13 protein-coding genes and 1 pseudogene are annotated in these 14,849 nt (G+C 69.4%); 10 read left to right on the forward strand and 4 right to left on the reverse strand.

Annotated elements, in window-relative coordinates; all coding sequences use genetic code 11:
- Positions 1-153 precede the first annotated feature (153 nt).
- Entirely contained in the window at positions 154-1,389 is a 1,236-nt protein-coding gene (locus KBX63_RS19210) for a low temperature requirement protein A (protein WP_210912613.1), read from the forward strand.
- Positions 1,390-1,491: 102 nt separating this feature from the next.
- On the opposite strand, the gene KBX63_RS19215 is transcribed toward KBX63_RS19210, so the two are convergent.
- Positions 1,492-2,100: a TetR/AcrR family transcriptional regulator gene (locus KBX63_RS19215; protein WP_210912614.1), complete on the reverse strand. Its 609-nt coding sequence runs from the start codon at positions 2,098-2,100 to the stop codon at positions 1,492-1,494.
- Positions 2,101-2,351: 251 nt separating this feature from the next.
- On the opposite strand from KBX63_RS19215, the gene KBX63_RS19220 reads away from it, so the two are divergent.
- From KBX63_RS19220 to KBX63_RS19235, 4 genes are all read left to right on the forward strand, one after another.
- On the forward strand, positions 2,352-2,912 hold the full coding sequence (locus tag KBX63_RS19220) for a hypothetical protein (protein ID WP_210912616.1): 561 nt from the start codon (positions 2,352-2,354) through the stop codon (positions 2,910-2,912).
- Position 2,913: 1 nt separating this feature from the next.
- On the forward strand, positions 2,914-4,335 hold the full coding sequence (locus KBX63_RS19225) for an NAD(P)/FAD-dependent oxidoreductase (RefSeq protein ID WP_210912617.1): 1,422 nt from the start codon (positions 2,914-2,916) through the stop codon (positions 4,333-4,335).
- A gap of 649 nt (positions 4,336-4,984) precedes the next feature.
- Entirely contained in the window at positions 4,985-5,326 is a 342-nt protein-coding gene (locus KBX63_RS19230) for a DNA polymerase ligase N-terminal domain-containing protein (RefSeq protein WP_307871769.1), read from the forward strand.
- A gap of 624 nt (positions 5,327-5,950) precedes the next feature.
- Positions 5,951-7,477 (forward strand): non-reducing end alpha-L-arabinofuranosidase family hydrolase, encoded by a 1,527-nt coding sequence (locus KBX63_RS19235; RefSeq protein WP_210912816.1) that lies wholly within the window; start codon positions 5,951-5,953, stop codon positions 7,475-7,477.
- Between the two features lie 73 nt (positions 7,478-7,550).
- Here the strand turns inward: KBX63_RS19235 and KBX63_RS19240 are convergent, their stop codons facing one another.
- Positions 7,551-7,718, reverse strand: a complete 168-nt coding sequence (locus KBX63_RS19240; RefSeq protein ID WP_210912618.1) for a hypothetical protein — start codon at positions 7,716-7,718, stop codon at positions 7,551-7,553.
- 57 nt (positions 7,719-7,775) lie between these two features.
- Positions 7,776-8,630, reverse strand: a complete 855-nt coding sequence (locus KBX63_RS19245) for a phosphotransferase family protein (RefSeq protein ID WP_210912619.1) — start codon at positions 8,628-8,630, stop codon at positions 7,776-7,778.
- A 274-nt stretch (positions 8,631-8,904) separates the two neighbouring features.
- On the opposite strand from KBX63_RS19245, the gene KBX63_RS19250 reads away from it, so the two are divergent.
- The 5 genes and pseudogenes from KBX63_RS19250 to KBX63_RS35300 form a co-directional block, all read left to right on the forward strand.
- Complete coding sequence (locus KBX63_RS19250; RefSeq protein WP_210912620.1) at positions 8,905-9,792, forward strand: ABC transporter substrate-binding protein; 888 nt, start codon at positions 8,905-8,907, stop codon at positions 9,790-9,792.
- Positions 9,789-10,757, forward strand: a complete 969-nt coding sequence (locus tag KBX63_RS19255) for an amino acid ABC transporter permease (RefSeq protein ID WP_307871763.1) — start codon at positions 9,789-9,791, stop codon at positions 10,755-10,757. Before KBX63_RS19250 ends, KBX63_RS19255 begins: the two co-directional genes overlap by 4 nt.
- A complete protein-coding gene (locus KBX63_RS19260) occupies positions 10,754-11,518 on the forward strand; it encodes an amino acid ABC transporter ATP-binding protein (protein ID WP_305798339.1) in 765 nt (254 codons plus the stop codon). Before KBX63_RS19255 ends, KBX63_RS19260 begins: the two co-directional genes overlap by 4 nt.
- Positions 11,518-13,137: an amidohydrolase family protein gene (locus KBX63_RS19265; protein WP_210912621.1), complete on the forward strand. Its 1,620-nt coding sequence runs from the start codon at positions 11,518-11,520 to the stop codon at positions 13,135-13,137. Before KBX63_RS19260 ends, KBX63_RS19265 begins: the two co-directional genes overlap by 1 nt.
- 38 nt (positions 13,138-13,175) lie before the next feature.
- Positions 13,176-13,763, forward strand: a pseudogene (locus KBX63_RS35300) (serine hydrolase); the annotation flags it as partial.
- Between the two features lie 50 nt (positions 13,764-13,813).
- Here KBX63_RS35300 and KBX63_RS19270 read toward each other — a convergent pair.
- Complete coding sequence (locus KBX63_RS19270) at positions 13,814-14,830, reverse strand: LysR family transcriptional regulator (protein WP_210912622.1); 1,017 nt, start codon at positions 14,828-14,830, stop codon at positions 13,814-13,816.
- Positions 14,831-14,849 lie beyond the last annotated feature (19 nt).

Here is a 14,849-nt window from a genome sequence, read left to right on the forward strand (position 1 = left end):
ATCTTCGCAATGGTGCCGTCCAGGAGGGTGGACAGGTTCCCGCAGGGCGCATTCCCGTACAGGTCTTCGAGGCCGTGGTCAGATCTGGTCGTCGATTGCAACCCCTCTGGCGGCCGACTCGTTGGTGCGACAGGGGGCGGACGGAGGCGGACGATGGCGGCGGGACCTGGTGCCGAACTGCTGCGCCCTCGCACGAGTTCGGGCCGCGCCACGTTCCTGGAGCTCTTCTTCGATCTGGCCTTCGTTGTGGCCCTCACCCGGGTCACGCAACGATTCGCCGACCTGGGCGATGACACCGGCTGGACGCTCGTCGCAGGGTTCGGTCGTACCCTGCTGCTCTTCTTGGCGCTCTGGCTGATCTGGTCGCACACCACCTGGATCACCAGTCGCTACGAACCAGAGCGGGCGATCATCCAGGCCGTCGTGGTCGGCACCATGTTCGCCGGCCTGGTCATGGCGGTGACGCTGCCACGCGCAATGGAGGAGCGAGCGCTGCCGTTCGCGGCCGCGTACCTGATGGTGATGGTGGTGCGGCCGCTGGTGGTCGCCGCCGCGCTGCGTGGCCATCCGCGACGGCTGGTGCCGTTCCGGCTGGCCGCTTGGGCTGCGGCGAGCGCGCCGCTCTGGCTGGCCGGCGCGTTGGGCCCGGACCGTCTTCGCCTGCCACTGTGGGCTGCCGCCCTCGCTGTGGACTACCTCGCCTGGGCCGTGGGCTGGCCGCTGCCGCGGCTCGGGGCCTCAGCGGTGGGCCGCTGGCGGATCGCTGGGACGCATCTTGCCGACCGTCACCAGCAAATCTTTCTCATCGCACTCGGTGAGTCGATTCTGGTCATCGGCATGGTCTTCAGCGGCACGGACTACTCCGCGGAGCGGGCAGCCGCCTTCGGGGTCGCGTTCGCCACCAGCGCGCTGCTCTGGCGGATCTACTTCCACCGCGCCGGTCTGCTGCTGACCGAGGCGTTGGGTCGGGCGGGTATGCCCGCCCGGCTGGGCACGGCGTCAGAACGGACGCATCTGCTGATCGTGCTCAGCGTGCTCGTCACCTCGGTCGGCTACGAGCTGGTGATAGATCAGCCGTTCGGGCCGCCGCGGCCCAGTTGGCTTCTGTTCGTGGTAGGCGGTCCGGTGCTCTTTTTCGTCGCCCGTATGCGGCTGGAGTACGAGATCTTTGGCCGGGTTTCGCGATCATGGATGATCGGCCTGGTGGCCCTGCTGCTGTTCACGCCGGCGTTGGCCCGCTGGGCGCCGATGGTCGGGTTGAGCGTGGTGGCCGGAGTGCTGGCCCTGGTCGCGCTACTCGACGCGCTGCGGAACCGGGGACGGCCGCTGGAGGTCTCCGCCTCGCCGATCGGGCGGGAGGCATCCGGCGATCGCGACTCCGAGGCGTGACGGCGCCCACGCCTACCTCGTCGTCACCGCCGCCACCGCCCCAGAGCAGCAACGACCTGGTCGCCCTCAGCCCACGCGAGATCCGACGACCCTGTTGTAGTACTAGCGGGCGGATTCGGTCGACTGGCGCTCGGTATTGATCCGGAGGAGTCCTTCGATTCCGCGGAGGAAGGTCTCGGACACCAACGCGGGGTCGAGAAGGCATCCGGCTGCCATGGCGCCGTCGCGAAGCATGACGAAGTGGCGCGCGGCGGCATCCGCCGTCTCCTCGTGGACCTGCGCCATCAGCGTGGTGAGCGTGTCCAGGAACCATTGCCGGTGGGCGATGATCTCCTGGTGCACGGGATGGTCGGTGTCGGGATACTCGGCCGCGGCGTTCAGGAAGGCGCATCCGCGGAACCCGGGGGACTGGATGTTCTCAGCGATGGAGCCAGCAATGGCCAGGAGTCGGTCGACCGGCGTCGGGTTGGTGGCGATGGCCGCGTCGACCATGCCGCGATCCATCTGATGGACCTCACGCAGATAGGCGAGAATGAGGTCTTCCTTGCTGGGGAAGTGCCGGTAGAAGGTGGCCCGGGTCACCTTTGCCTCGGCGATGATCCGGTCAACACCGACGGAGTGGATGCCCTCCGCGTAGAAGATCCTGGTTGCCGTGGTGAGGAGCCGGAGTCGCGCCTCAGAGGGCCGGGTCTCAGGTTCGGTGCGGGTCATACAACCATCTTAGCGGATAGAACGTTCGGTCTGAGATGTGTGAGCGGGCCCTGCCGCCTTTGCGCCACCGGTGACACCAGGCCTGAGGCCTTCCTCGCCTGGAGGTAGAACGTTCCGTCTTGACGTCGCCCGTCAAGACTGGGATAGTGACCGGGAAAGAACGTTCGGTCTCGTCAGCTCAGACAGCGATTTTCCCCTGCTGAACACGACAGAACGTCCGATACTCCCGAGCCTCCACCGGAAGGGTCACCGTGACGACCATTGCTGCTCCGCCCGGCATCTCCCAGACCGCGTCCGCACTGCGGCGGCTGTACTTCACCCGCTTCACGTTCGCCATCGTGTGGGCACTCGTGACGATCGCGACCGCCAAGGAGATCGGTCCGCTCACGGTGGTGCTTTTCGTGCTCTACCCGCTGTTCGACGTGGGCGCCGCCATCTACGACCTGCGTTCAACGCGGACCACCGGCTCGCCGGCCCTGCTGTACGTGAACATCGTGGTCAGCCTGATCACCGCCGCCGGCGTGTGCGTCGCCAGTGCGTCCGGCATCCCCGCTGTCCTGCGGGTGTGGGGCGCCTGGGCGATCGTGGCCGGTCTGGTCCAGTTGATCGTGGGTGTCACTCGTCGGAAGATGGGTGGCCAGTGGCCGATGATCATCAGTGGCGGCATCTCGGTTCTGGCTGGCGGGTCGTTCATCGCCGGTGCTTCCGCGGACAACCCGTCGCTGACCAACGCGGCTGGCTACGCCATCCCCGGCGCCATCTTCTTCCTCATCGCCGCCTTCCGGCTCGGCCGCAGCGCGAAGGGCAACTGACATGACCGCCATCGAGTACGACGTCGTCGTGATCGGTGCGGGTCCGGTCGGGGAGAACGTCGCCGACCGGGTCGTGCAGGGCGGCCTCACCGCCGCCATTGTCGAGCGGGAGCTGGTCGGCGGGGAGTGCTCGTACTGGGCCTGTATGCCGACGAAAGCCTTGCTGCGCAGCGCGTCCGCGTTGCGGGCGGCTCGCCAACTGCCGGGTGCGCGGGAGGCGGTGACGGGAAACCTGGACGCTGCGGCGGTGCTCGGACGCCGGGACTCCTTCGCGTCGCATTGGAAAGACGACGGGCAGGTGTCCTGGCTCGAGTCGGCGGGGATCGCGCTGCACCGCGGACAGGGACGGATCCGTTCGGCCCGGGTCGTCGAGGTGACCGGCGTCGACGGCGTCACGACGAGGTTGACCGCGCGGCACGCGGTGGTCGTCGCGACCGGAAGCAGCGCTCTGCTGCCGGACATCCCGGGTCTGCGGGAGGCGGCGCCGTGGTCCAGCCGCGAGGCCGCCTCGGCCGGCTCGGTTCCTCGCCGGCTCGTGGTGATCGGTGGTGGCGTGGTGGCCACTGAGATGGCGACCGCGTTCGCCGCTCTGGGGTCTTCGGTGACGGTGCTGGCCCGTGACGGTGTGCTGACGTCGGTGGAGCCGTTCGCGGGTGAGTTGGTCACGGAGTCGTTGCGCGAGGCCGGTGTCTCGGTCCGCCTCGGCGCGGAGGCCGTTTCCGTCAAGCGCGACGACAGCGGGACCGTTCACATCGGGACCGCTGACGGCGATCGCGTGGAGGCCGACGAGGTACTGGTGGCGATCGGCCGTACGCCCAACACTCAGGACATCGGACTGGAGAGCATTGGGCTGGCGCCGGGTGCCTGGCTGGCGGTCGACGACACTCTGCGCGTCGCCGGCGGCGGGGAGTGGCTGTATGCCGCTGGTGATGTGAACCGGCGGGTGCTGCTGACCCATCAGGGCAAGTATCAGGCGCGCGCGGTGGGCGACGTCATCGTGGCCCGGGCGAAGGGTGAGAAGGTCGAGGACGGCCGGTGGGGCCGGCACGCGGTGACGGCTGATGAGCGTGCGGTGCCGCAGGTGGTCTTCACCGACCCGGAGATCGCGTCGGTGGGGCTGACCGCGGCCGCGGCCGCGGCGGCCGGACTGCGGATCCGGGTCGTGGACTACGACCTGGGGGCCGTTTCCGGATCTTCCCTGCACGCCGATGGCTACAAGGGACACGCTCGCATGGTCGTCGACGAGGACCGGAAGGTGATCGTCGGCTGCACCCTCGCCGGCCCGGACGTCGCGGAACTGATCCACGCCGCGACGGTCGCCATCGTCGGCGAGGTCCCGCTGGACCGGCTGTGGCACGCGGTTCCGGCATACCCGACCGTCAGCGAGGTTTGGCTACGGCTGCTGGAGACATACGGTCGCTGACGGTGAACCAGGCGCTCGTCCCGTCGCTGAAGCCGTCACCACCACCGAAGACCACCCGTTCCGGAACCAGACCGACGAACAATGGCAGAAAGCCCAGCAGCAGGGGTTCGCCGCGCCTTGCCGTCCGCATTCGGGGATTCGGCCGGCGTGGCCGATGCGATCGACGGCATCCGGGCCGCGCTCGAGTCCCGGCTGGCCGAGCTGGAGAAGGCAACTCAGCGTGGCCGCCTGAGTAGGCCGCCCAGCCGCTCCCGGCGCTCGCCGACCGGCGGCAGCTCGAACAGCACCCCGGCCGCCGCGATCGTCTTCATCCCATGTCCACCAGTCCCTGTCGCGTCGGTCCGCGGTGCGCCACGTACGTGTCGGGTGCGGCAGCAGGACGGGGCGCGGGTCGATGAGCGGCCGGCGGTATTCGACCGCCGTTCGGTGAGTGCCTCGTTGTCGTCGAGGTCATGGGTGGCAGAGCGTGGGGATCAGTCGGCTCGTGCGGCAGAAGGTGATCGAGGCGCCGCAGGTCCTGCAGGGCATTCGACGCCGAGTTCGGCGGCAGGAGCGCGGGCGGCGAGCCGGTAGATCGCGGCGAGGAGGAGCAGGTCGGTAGCGAGAGGGTGGGCGGGCGCCGACAATCGTAAGAGTGTCACCCGCCTTCGTGCTGCACCACCATCGCAAACCACGACCGCACTTCGACCTGCGGCTCGAGGAGAATGGTGTGCTGCGTTCCTGGGCGGTGCCCCGCGGCCTGCCGGACAATCCCAGCGACAACCGGCTCGCGATCGCCGTGGCCGACCACCACCTCGATCACCTCACCTACGAGGACGCTGACAAGTCAATCGCCGACATCGGCACGTGGGAGGAGCACGACCGCACCGAGCGCCGAATGCTGTTCACGCTGCACGGCCGAGCCGGCCGCCGACGGTACGCGCTCATCCGCACGGGCGAGGGGTGGCTGCTTCACTTGACGAAAGAGCAGCCCTCGGACGAGCGAAGTTAAGTGGACATGCTCAGCCGCCTCGGTGAGCCAGCGGAGGACGCTCGGCTGACCGAGGCGACCCGGGAGTGTTCAGCGAATCTCTCGCGCCCCGCCGAGCCCGTCCTCCGGCCCGGCCCGCCACGTACACCGCATGTGCTGCGCTGGCGTAGAGCGGTGACGTCGAGCGGGCCGAACAGCTATGTCGCCTGGCGGGGGAGTGCGAGCCTCTGTTGCTGATCCTGTGCTGCGGACGTCGCGGTGGCTTGCGCGTTTGCGCACGTCGCCCGCCGGTGCGACCGAGCGCCGGCGGGACCTCGACCGGTGGGCCGAGCCGGTCGTCCAATGCGAGCAGTTGTACTGACATCGGCTCCATCGGAATGTTCGCAGTCGATCGCTGTTGATGCGAACCGATACTCCACGACTTGACGAACGGCATGTTATCGCTCACAGTCGATGGCTGAGGGCGACGAAACCTGCGGCTTACCGGGCAAGCCTGCTGCGTCGACCTGGAATCAGGGCGTGCGTCCAGGGCATTCAGACGTCTTGTTAGCGCTGACAATCTTCCGACGCCTGCGCCCGGCCACGCGTCGCGGTGCGCCCATCTTCGGGTGGACCGTTCGGCTTTGGGTCAGTTGGAGGAGGATCATGTCTGCCTTTGGTAGGTCCCCATCGATCGCGCCGCCGCCGTCGCGGCGTCGTGGGTGGTTGCTCCGGGCTTTCGCCGCCAGCGTGATGGCGATGGTGGTCGGTGGTGCCGCCGCAGCCGTGGTGTCGACACCCGCAGCCGCGGCGACGGTCGACACGAGCGCGTGGTACGTGCTGGTGAATCGCAACAGTGGCAAGGCGTTGGACGTGTACAACCTGGCGACCAACGACGGTGCGCGGATCACCCAGTGGGCGCGCAACAACGGCAACCAGCAGCAGTGGCAGTTCGTGGACTCCGGCGGTGGCTACTACCGGCTGAAGTCCCGGCACTCCGGCAAGGTGTTGGACGTCTACAACTTCTCGACCGCCAACGGTGCCAGCATCGTGCAGTGGACCGACGGTAACGGGGCCAACCAGCAGTTCCGTCTGGCCGACTCCGACGGTGGCTACGTTCGGTTGATCAACCGAAACAGCAACAAGGTGGTGGAGGTGCAGGGCGCCTCGACCGCCGACGGGGGCAACATCGTGCAGTACGACGACTGGAGCGGCAGCAACCAGCAGTGGCAACTGGTCCGCGTCGACGGCGGGGGCAACCCCACCACGCCGCCGCCGACCGGCACGTGCAATCTCCCGTCGGCGTACCGCTGGTCATCGACGGGTTCGCTGGCAAACCCGAGGTCGGGGTGGGTCTCGCTCAAGGACTTCACCTACGCCCCCTACAACGGCAGGCATCTGGTCTATGCGACGACGCACGACACCGGGACGAGGTGGGGTTCGATGAACTTCGGCCTCTTCTCGAACTGGTCCGACATGGCCTCGGCCAGCCAGAACACCATGTCGTTCTCCACTGTCGCGCCGTCGCTGTTCTACTTCGCGCCGAGGAACGTCTGGGTGCTCGCCTATCAGTGGGGCGGCACCGCCTTCTCCTACCGGACGTCGAGCGATCCCACCAACGCGAATGGCTGGTCGTCGGAGCAGGTGCTCTTCTCCGGAAGCATCTCCGGCTCCGGTACGGGACCCATCGATCAGGCGCTCATCGGCGACAGCACGAACATGTACCTGTTCTTCGCCGGTGACAACGGCAAGATCTACCGGGCCAGTATGCCCATCGGCAATTTCCCGGGCAGTTTCGGCTCGAACTCGACGGTGATCATGAGCGACACGACGAACAACCTGTTCGAGGCCGTTCAGGTCTACAAGCTCCAGGGCCAGAACCGGTACCTCATGCTCGTCGAGGCGATCGGCTCGCAGGGTCGCTACTTCCGCTCGTTCACGGCCACCAGTCTGGGCGGTTCGTGGACACCGCAGGCCGCCACCGAGAGCAATCCGTTCGCCGGCAAGGCCAACAGTGGCGCCACCTGGACCAACGACATCAGCCACGGCGAACTGATTCGCGGCAACGCTGACCAGACCATGACCGTTGACCCCTGCAATCTGCAGTTGCTCTACCAGGGGCGTTCCCCGAGTTCCGGCGGCGACTACGGTCTCCTTCCGTACCGGCCGGGTCTGCTGACACTGCAGCGCTGATGGCATGACGCAGGGCCGACTCAGTTTTCCTGACGTTCGCGGGCAACGGCGTCTGCCGAATCGGCGAGCATTGTCACGGCTCCCGATCAGGATCGAGTGAAGTTGGCCCGGGCGGGCTCGGTGCAAGGCCGAGCCCGCCCGGGTCGCCCTGGGCTGGTTCCTCCGGCGAGATCCGGCTGATGTTCAGGCCGGCGTCCGTCTCGACCAGGATCATCAGTCCTTCCTGTTCGACGACGAGCACTTCGGCCGGTCGGTGACCGATGCTGACCAGGCATGTCGGCTTGGCTCTCTCGCTCCGTCAGGTTCGGGAAGACGACAGTGCCTCGGCGATCATTCGGTGGCCTTGGGCCTCGAATGGCTCGTCGCCTACTCGGTAGGCCCAGGCGGCGGTGCCGATCGCCGCGCGGACTCGGTTGCGGTGCCACGCACCCGTGTCGCGGGGATCAGTGCCGTACCTGTCGAGAAAGGCTGCCTCGAGGTTCGGGTTGCGGCGGAAGTCCTGGGCGGCCAGCCGGTCGAAGTCCGTGGATGCGGGACGCATTGCCGCACGACCGAAGTCGATGACGCTCACGGCGTCGTGGTGGACGAGCCAGTTTCGGGGCTGCCAGTCCCCGTGGGTGGGTACGAGGGTCGCGGGCGGCGTCGGCCAGGTGGCGATCTCGGCTCGTAACCGTTGCGCGGTGGTCGCAGCGATCCGGTGTGGTTGGCTGAGCCACGCCAGTGACTTCTCGTTCTCGCGTCTCTCGTAGTCGTCGTCCGTGACGACACTCTGAGCGTGTAACAGGGCCAGTAGCTCGCCTGCCTGCCGATAGGTGGCGGGGTCGTCGGCATGCTCGCTGCCGAGCACCAGTTCACCGGGCAGGTACCGGGTGATGAGGAGCTTCGCGTCCGCGCTGCCATGTACCAGAGCCGGTGCGCGTCCCGTGCTGGTCCATGGGCGCAACCAGTTGAGATGGGCGTGGAGTTCCCGCTGGATGTGGTGGTCATCGTCGCCGCCGGCTTTGACGATGAATCGTGATCCAGCGCGGGTCATCTCGAGGACACTGGTCGCCGTCAAGCCCCAGCCGTGGTCCCTCTCGACGGTCGCGCCCGGAAGCCACTGGTCCACCAATGCCCGCTGCTGGGGAGAGAGGTTCCCGAGCGCAGAGGTCACGGCGGGGATGATACGAGGTGAACGAGCGTCCCCTGATCGTGTCCGCCAGCGGCGAGGGAAGGCGCTGATCCAGCCGGCGTCGATCGGGGCGTCGCGGGCCGCCACAGCCGACAGCAGCATGCGGCCATCATCGTCGCCGCGGCATTGGCGAATGGGACCTGGAGGGCTGACCGAGCACCTGGTTTTTCGACGCATACCATGCAGAGCACTCAGGCTGTTCACGCTGGTTGATCCCGGATAGGGTCCCGCCAGTCGCCCAGCCAGGAGGTTTGCCGTGCTCAGGAAGCGTGCGCTCCACGTCGTCATCGGTCTCGTCACCATCTCGATCGCGGCAACGGGTTGTGGCCGCTCGACGAGCGGACAGACCTCGCAGCCCGTCGGCGGCGCCTCCGTCGCCGCCGACGCGAAGGCCGCCGACCTCGTGCCCGCCACCATCAAGGCGAAGGGTGCACTCCGGGTCGCCACCGCCGAGGGCTACCCACCGATGGAGATGTACAAGAAGGGCACGCAGGAACTGATCGGCGTCGACCCGGAACTGGCCGCGGCCATCGCCGGGCGGCTCGGCCTCAAGCTGGAAATGACCAACGCGAGCTTCCCCGGTCTCATCCCCGGCCTGCAGGCCGACCGCTGGGACCTGGCGATGTCCTCGATGAGCGACACCGAGGAGCGGCGCAAGGCGGTCGACTTCGTCGACTACTTCCAGGCCGGTGGCTCGATCATGGTGGCCAAGGGCAACCCCGCCGGCGTCAAGGACCTCGCCGACCTGTGCGGTCGAGCCGTCGTTCTGGCCAAGGGCAGCTCCAACCTCGCCATCGGCGAGGGCCAGAACGCCACGTGCGCGAAGAAGATGACGATCTCGCAGAGCGAGGACGCGCCCACCGGCCTGCTCCAGATCGATGCCGGCCGGGCCGTCGCCACCATCGTCGACTACCCGGTCGCCAAGATGCTCGCCCAGGAGAGCGGCAAGTACGAGGTGCTGGAGGCCCAGTACGAGGCGGGACCGTGGGGCATCGCGATCGACAAGAAGGACAGCCAGTTGCGCGACGCGGTGCAGCGGGCGCTCCAGGAGTTGATCGACAGCGGCGAGTACACGAAAATCCTGGAGAAGTGGGGCGTGACGGGCAGCGCCATCCAGGCTGCCACCGTCAACGACCAGAAGTGAGCACGCCTGTGGACCGTACGGCTGACGAGCGGGTTCGCACCGCGGGCCCGGCGCCCGCGGGGCTGGACACCCCGCCGGCCAACCGGATCAGCCACCCCGTCCGACCGGGGCGGTGGCTGGCCGCCGGGGTGGTCGCCTTCGTCCTGGTCTGGCTGGGATGGTCCGTCGCTGTCAACCCCAACCTGCACTGGGACATCGTCGTCGACTACCAGTTCGACCGGGTCATCCTGGACGGGCTGTGGGTCACCATCCAGCTCACGGTCGCGTCGATGCTGATCGGCGTGGTCCTCGGCGTGGTGGTGGCCCTGATGCAGGTCTCCGACAGCCGGATCCTGCGCACCGGAGCCACGGCCTACGTCTGGTTCTTCCGGGGCACGCCGCTCCTGGTGCAGCTGATCTTCTGGTTCAACATCGCGCTGATCTTCCCGGAGATCGGTCTCGGCGTGCCGTTCGACGGCCCGAAGCTGGTCACATGGGAGACGAACGCCCTCGTCACGGGCTTCGTCGCGGCGCTGCTCGGGCTCAGCATCAACGAGGGCGCCTACATGAGCGAGATCGTCCGGGCCGGCCTGCGGGCCGTCGATCCCGGCCAGCAGGAGGCCGCCGCGGCCCTCGGCATGTCCCGCGCGAAGATCATGAGACGGGTGGTGCTGCCGCAGGCGATGCGGATCATCGTCCCGCCCACCGGCAACCAGTTCATCTCGATGCTCAAGACCACCTCGCTGGTCTCGGTGATCGCCGGCGCCGACCTGCTCACCGTCGCCCAGCGGCTCTACCTGACCAACTTCGAGGTGATCGCCCTGCTCATCGTCGCGTCCATCTGGTACCTGGTCCTCACCACCGTCGCCAGCATCGGCCAGTACTTCCTGGAACGCCGGTTCAGCCGGGGCTTCGGGACCACCGTCCCCGGCACGCTGCGCGGACGTATCGGCCGCAACCTGCGGTTCACCGGGAGCGCACGATGACCGCCCCGATGGTGCGGTGCCGGCAGGTACGCAAGAGCTTCGGCCGCCTCGAGGTGCTGCGCGGCATCGACCTGGTCATCGAGCGCGGCCAGGTGGTCTGCGTGGTCGGCCCCTCCGGTTCCGGCAAGTCCACCCTGCTGCGCTGCCTCAACCACCTGGAGGAGCCGCAGGCGGGGCGGATCCACGTCGACGGCGAGCTGATCGGGTACGAGGAGCGCGGCGGGCGGCTGCGACCGCTGCCGGACGCCCGGCTGCGCCGGCAGCGCGAGTCGATCGGCATGGTGTTCCAGCGGTTCCACCTCTTTCCGCACCGCACCGCCCTGGAAAACGTGATGGAGGGCCTGGTCGCAGTGAAGGGCGTCCGGGTGGCCGACGCCCGCAAGCGCGCCGGTGACCTGCTCGACCGGGTCGGGCTCGCCGACCGGGCGCACCACTACCCGGCGCAGCTCTCCGGCGGGCAGCAGCAGCGGGTGGCCATCGCCCGGTCCCTGGCGATGTCGCCGAAGCTGATGCTCTTCGACGAGCCGACCTCGGCGCTCGATCCCGAACTGGTCGGCGAGGTGCTCGAGGTGATGAAGGACCTCGCGGCCAGCGGCATGACGATGATCGTGGTGACCCACGAGATGGGGTTCGCCCGCGAGGTCGGCGACCACCTGGTCTTCATGGACGATGGTCTGATCATCGAGGAGGGCCCGCCGCGGGAGGTGCTCGCCGCGCCGGCGCACGAACGGACCCGCGCGTTCCTGTCCAAGGTGCTGTGATGGAGCTGGACCTGCTGGTCACCGGCGGACAGGTCATCGACGGCAGCGGCTCGCCCGCCCGCAGCGCCGACGTGGGGGTGCGGGCCGGCCGGTTGCTGCTGCTGCCACCGGGCAGTCGCAGTGCCGCCGCCACGGTGGTGAACGCCGGCGGCCTGGTCGTCACTCCGGGCTTCATCGACGTGCACACCCATTCGGACCTGCTCGCCGGCGACGACGAGCAGCGGGAGATTCTGCGCCTCGCGCCGCTGCGCCAGGGCGTCACCACCGAGATCTGCGGCAACTGCGGGATCAGTCCCTTCCCCGTTCCGGCGGCGCGCGCGGATGCGGTGCGGGACCTGGTCGCCGCGACGTTCGGCCCGCCCGCGGCGACGTACGCGTCCTTCGCGGAGTTCGCCGCCGCGCAGGGCGTGGCCCGGCGCAACCACCTCGGCGCCCTGGTGGGCCACGGCACGCTCCGCGCCGCGGTCGTCGGCTTCGCGCAGCGGCAGGCCACCGCCGACGAGCTCCGGCGCATGTGCAGGTTGCTCGACGAGGCGCTCGCGGCCGGTGCGGCCGGGCTCTCCACCGGCCTGATCTACTCGCCGGGGGTGAACGCGGGCACCGACGAGGTCATCGCGCTGGCCCGGGTCGCCGCGGCGCACGGCAAGCCGTACGTGACGCACCTGCGCGACGAGATGTCGCAGGTCGAGTCGGCGCTGGAGGAGGCGATCGAGATCGCCACCGCGGCCGGGGCGGCGTTGCAGGTCTCGCACCACAAGACGGCCGGGCGACGCTCCTGGGGCGCCACGGTGCGTACCCTGGGCCGACTCGAGCGGGCGCGGGCCGAAGGTCTCGACGTCCTCTGCGACGTCTACCCGTACACCGCCGGCAGCACCGCCCTGCACGCCATGCTCCCGCCCTGGGTCATCGCCGACGGCGTGCCGGCGATGCTCACCGCCGTCCGGGAGGCGACGATCCGGGACCGCATCCGCGCCGACCTGGCCGCCGGGCTGCCCGGCTGGGAGAACACCGTCGGCAACGGTGGCTGGGACCTGATCAGGATTGCGTCCGCCCCGACCAGCCCGAACGTCGAGGGCCGTACCATCGCCGACCTCGCCGCAGTGCGCCGCGTCGACCCCGTCGACTGCGTCTGCGACCTGCTCGCGGCCGAAGGGGGCAACGTGACCATCCTCAGCCACTCGATGCGCGAGGACGACGTGCGGCGGGTGCTCGCCAGCCCGCTGGCGATGCTCTGCTCCGACGGGGTGCCCAAGCCCGGCCGACCCCACCCGCGCTGGGCGGGCAGCTTCGCCCGGGTGCTCGGCCACTACGTCCGCGACGTGGGTCTGCTGACCCTGACCGAGGCCGTGCACAAGATGACCGGAATGCCCGCCCGCCGCTTCGGCCTGGCCAGCCGGGGTCTGCTCGCCGACGGGTACGCGGCGGACCTGGTCGTCCTCGACCCCGCACAGGTCGCCGACGGCGCGACCTACGACGATCCGCTCGCGCCACCGCGTGGCGTCCGCCACGTCGTGGTCGACGGCCGGGTTGTCGTGGACGGCGACCGGATCACCGACGCCCGACCGGGTCGGGTGCTGGCCGTACCGGACCGCGAGCTCGCCACGGCGGAGCGGACGTGACCGCCGACGACCCGGCCGCTCCCATGCGGATCGGTGCGATGGTGCGACGGCTGGACGACGGGCGCCTCCTCTCGCTCGACCCGGACCTGGTCCTGCCGCTCGCCAGCGTCGGCAAGTTGCTGCTGCTGGGCGAGGTGGCCCGCCGCCTCGCCGACGGGACCCTCGCCCCCGATCAGCCGGTCGACCTGCTCGACGACGACCGCGCACTCGGCGGAACCGGCCTGCTCGGCCTGCTCTCGCCGCGACGGTGGACCGTCGCCGACCTCACCACCGCGGTCGCCACGGTGAGCGACAACGCCGCCACGAACGCCCTGCTGCGGCTGGTGACGCTCGACGCCGTCCAGGACCTGGCCCGCAGCAGCGGCCTTCGGGACACCACCGTGCACGACCGGATCCGAGCCGCCCGCGGCCCGGACGTACCAGCGACGTTCGCGACCGGCACCGCACACGAGCTCTGCGCCCTCCTCGCCGACGTGGCGACCGGAACCTGGCAGGGCCAGCGGGCGTCCGGACTGCTGCGCGGGTGGCTCGCCCGGAACACCGACCGCACGCTCGTCGCCGACACCATCCACCACGACCCCTGGTCGACCGCCGGCGTCCGGGTGATGAACAAGACCGGCACCGACACCGGCGTACGCGCCGACGCCGGCATCGTCGTCGGCCGGCACACCGTCGTCTACGCCGTGGTCGCGGCGTTCCCATCCGGCGCGGAGCGGGCCGCGGTGGCGGAGCTGCGGCGATGGGGCACAACAGTCGACCGGCTCGCCGGCAGCCGCGGCCACCGCTGCACCAGCTCCTGACTGAGCCCCGCCGCGGCGTCGGTCAGCCGGTCCACGAAGCTGCCGACCACCGGGTTCGGATTGCCGGGACGCAGCGCCACCCCGATCTCCCGGTGCAGGTTGGCGTGGGCGAGCGGCTGGACGGCCACCTCGCCGGAATCACGCAGACCCAGCGACGGCACCAACGCGACGCCGACACCGGCCCGGACCAGGCCCAGCACCACCTCGTAGTGGTCGCTGCGGCAGCGGATCCGGGGCTGGAACCCCTCGGCGCGCGCCGCCAGCTCCAGCACGGAGACCTCCCCCTGCACACCGAGCGTGGTGATCCACGGTTCGTCAGCCAGGTCGGTGAGCCGCAGCCGCCGCCCGGCGAGCGGGTGGCCGGCCGGGAGCACCACCAGTTGCGGGTCAACCATCAGCGGGGAGACCTTGGCGAAGGAAGCCTCCGGGGTGGGACTCAGCGGATGGTCGAACACCACCACGAGGTCAAGCTCGCCCTGGTTGAGCCGGGGGAGCAGCTCCGACGGCTGCCCCAGGATCAACGCCAACTCGACCTGAGGATGGTCGGCGGTGAAGCTGGACAGAGCGCGCGGCAGCAGCTCCGTGCCGGCGGTCGCGAAGAAGCCGATCCGCAGCAGGCCACGCCGGCCCTCCCCGTGGGCGGACAGCTCGTCGCGGGCGGTCGACATCAGATCGATGATCTGCTGCGCGTAGTCGGCCAGGCGCTGACCCGCCACGGTGAGCCGCAGGCTGCGCGGCCCCCGGTCCACCAGCGCCACCCCGGCCTCCTGCTCCAGCGTGGCGAGCTGGTGGGAGACGGCGGACGGGCTGAGCCGGAGCTGCTCGGCCGCGGCGACGATGGTCCCGTGCCGGGCGATCTCCAGCATGACCTGCAGGCGCGCCGTGTTGAACACGCGTGGACCGCCTTCCCTG

Origin of the sequence: Micromonospora sp. U21, from assembly GCF_018070045.1 — a bacterium.
In the GTDB taxonomy this organism is placed as follows: Bacteria; Actinomycetota; Actinomycetes; order Mycobacteriales; family Micromonosporaceae; genus Micromonospora.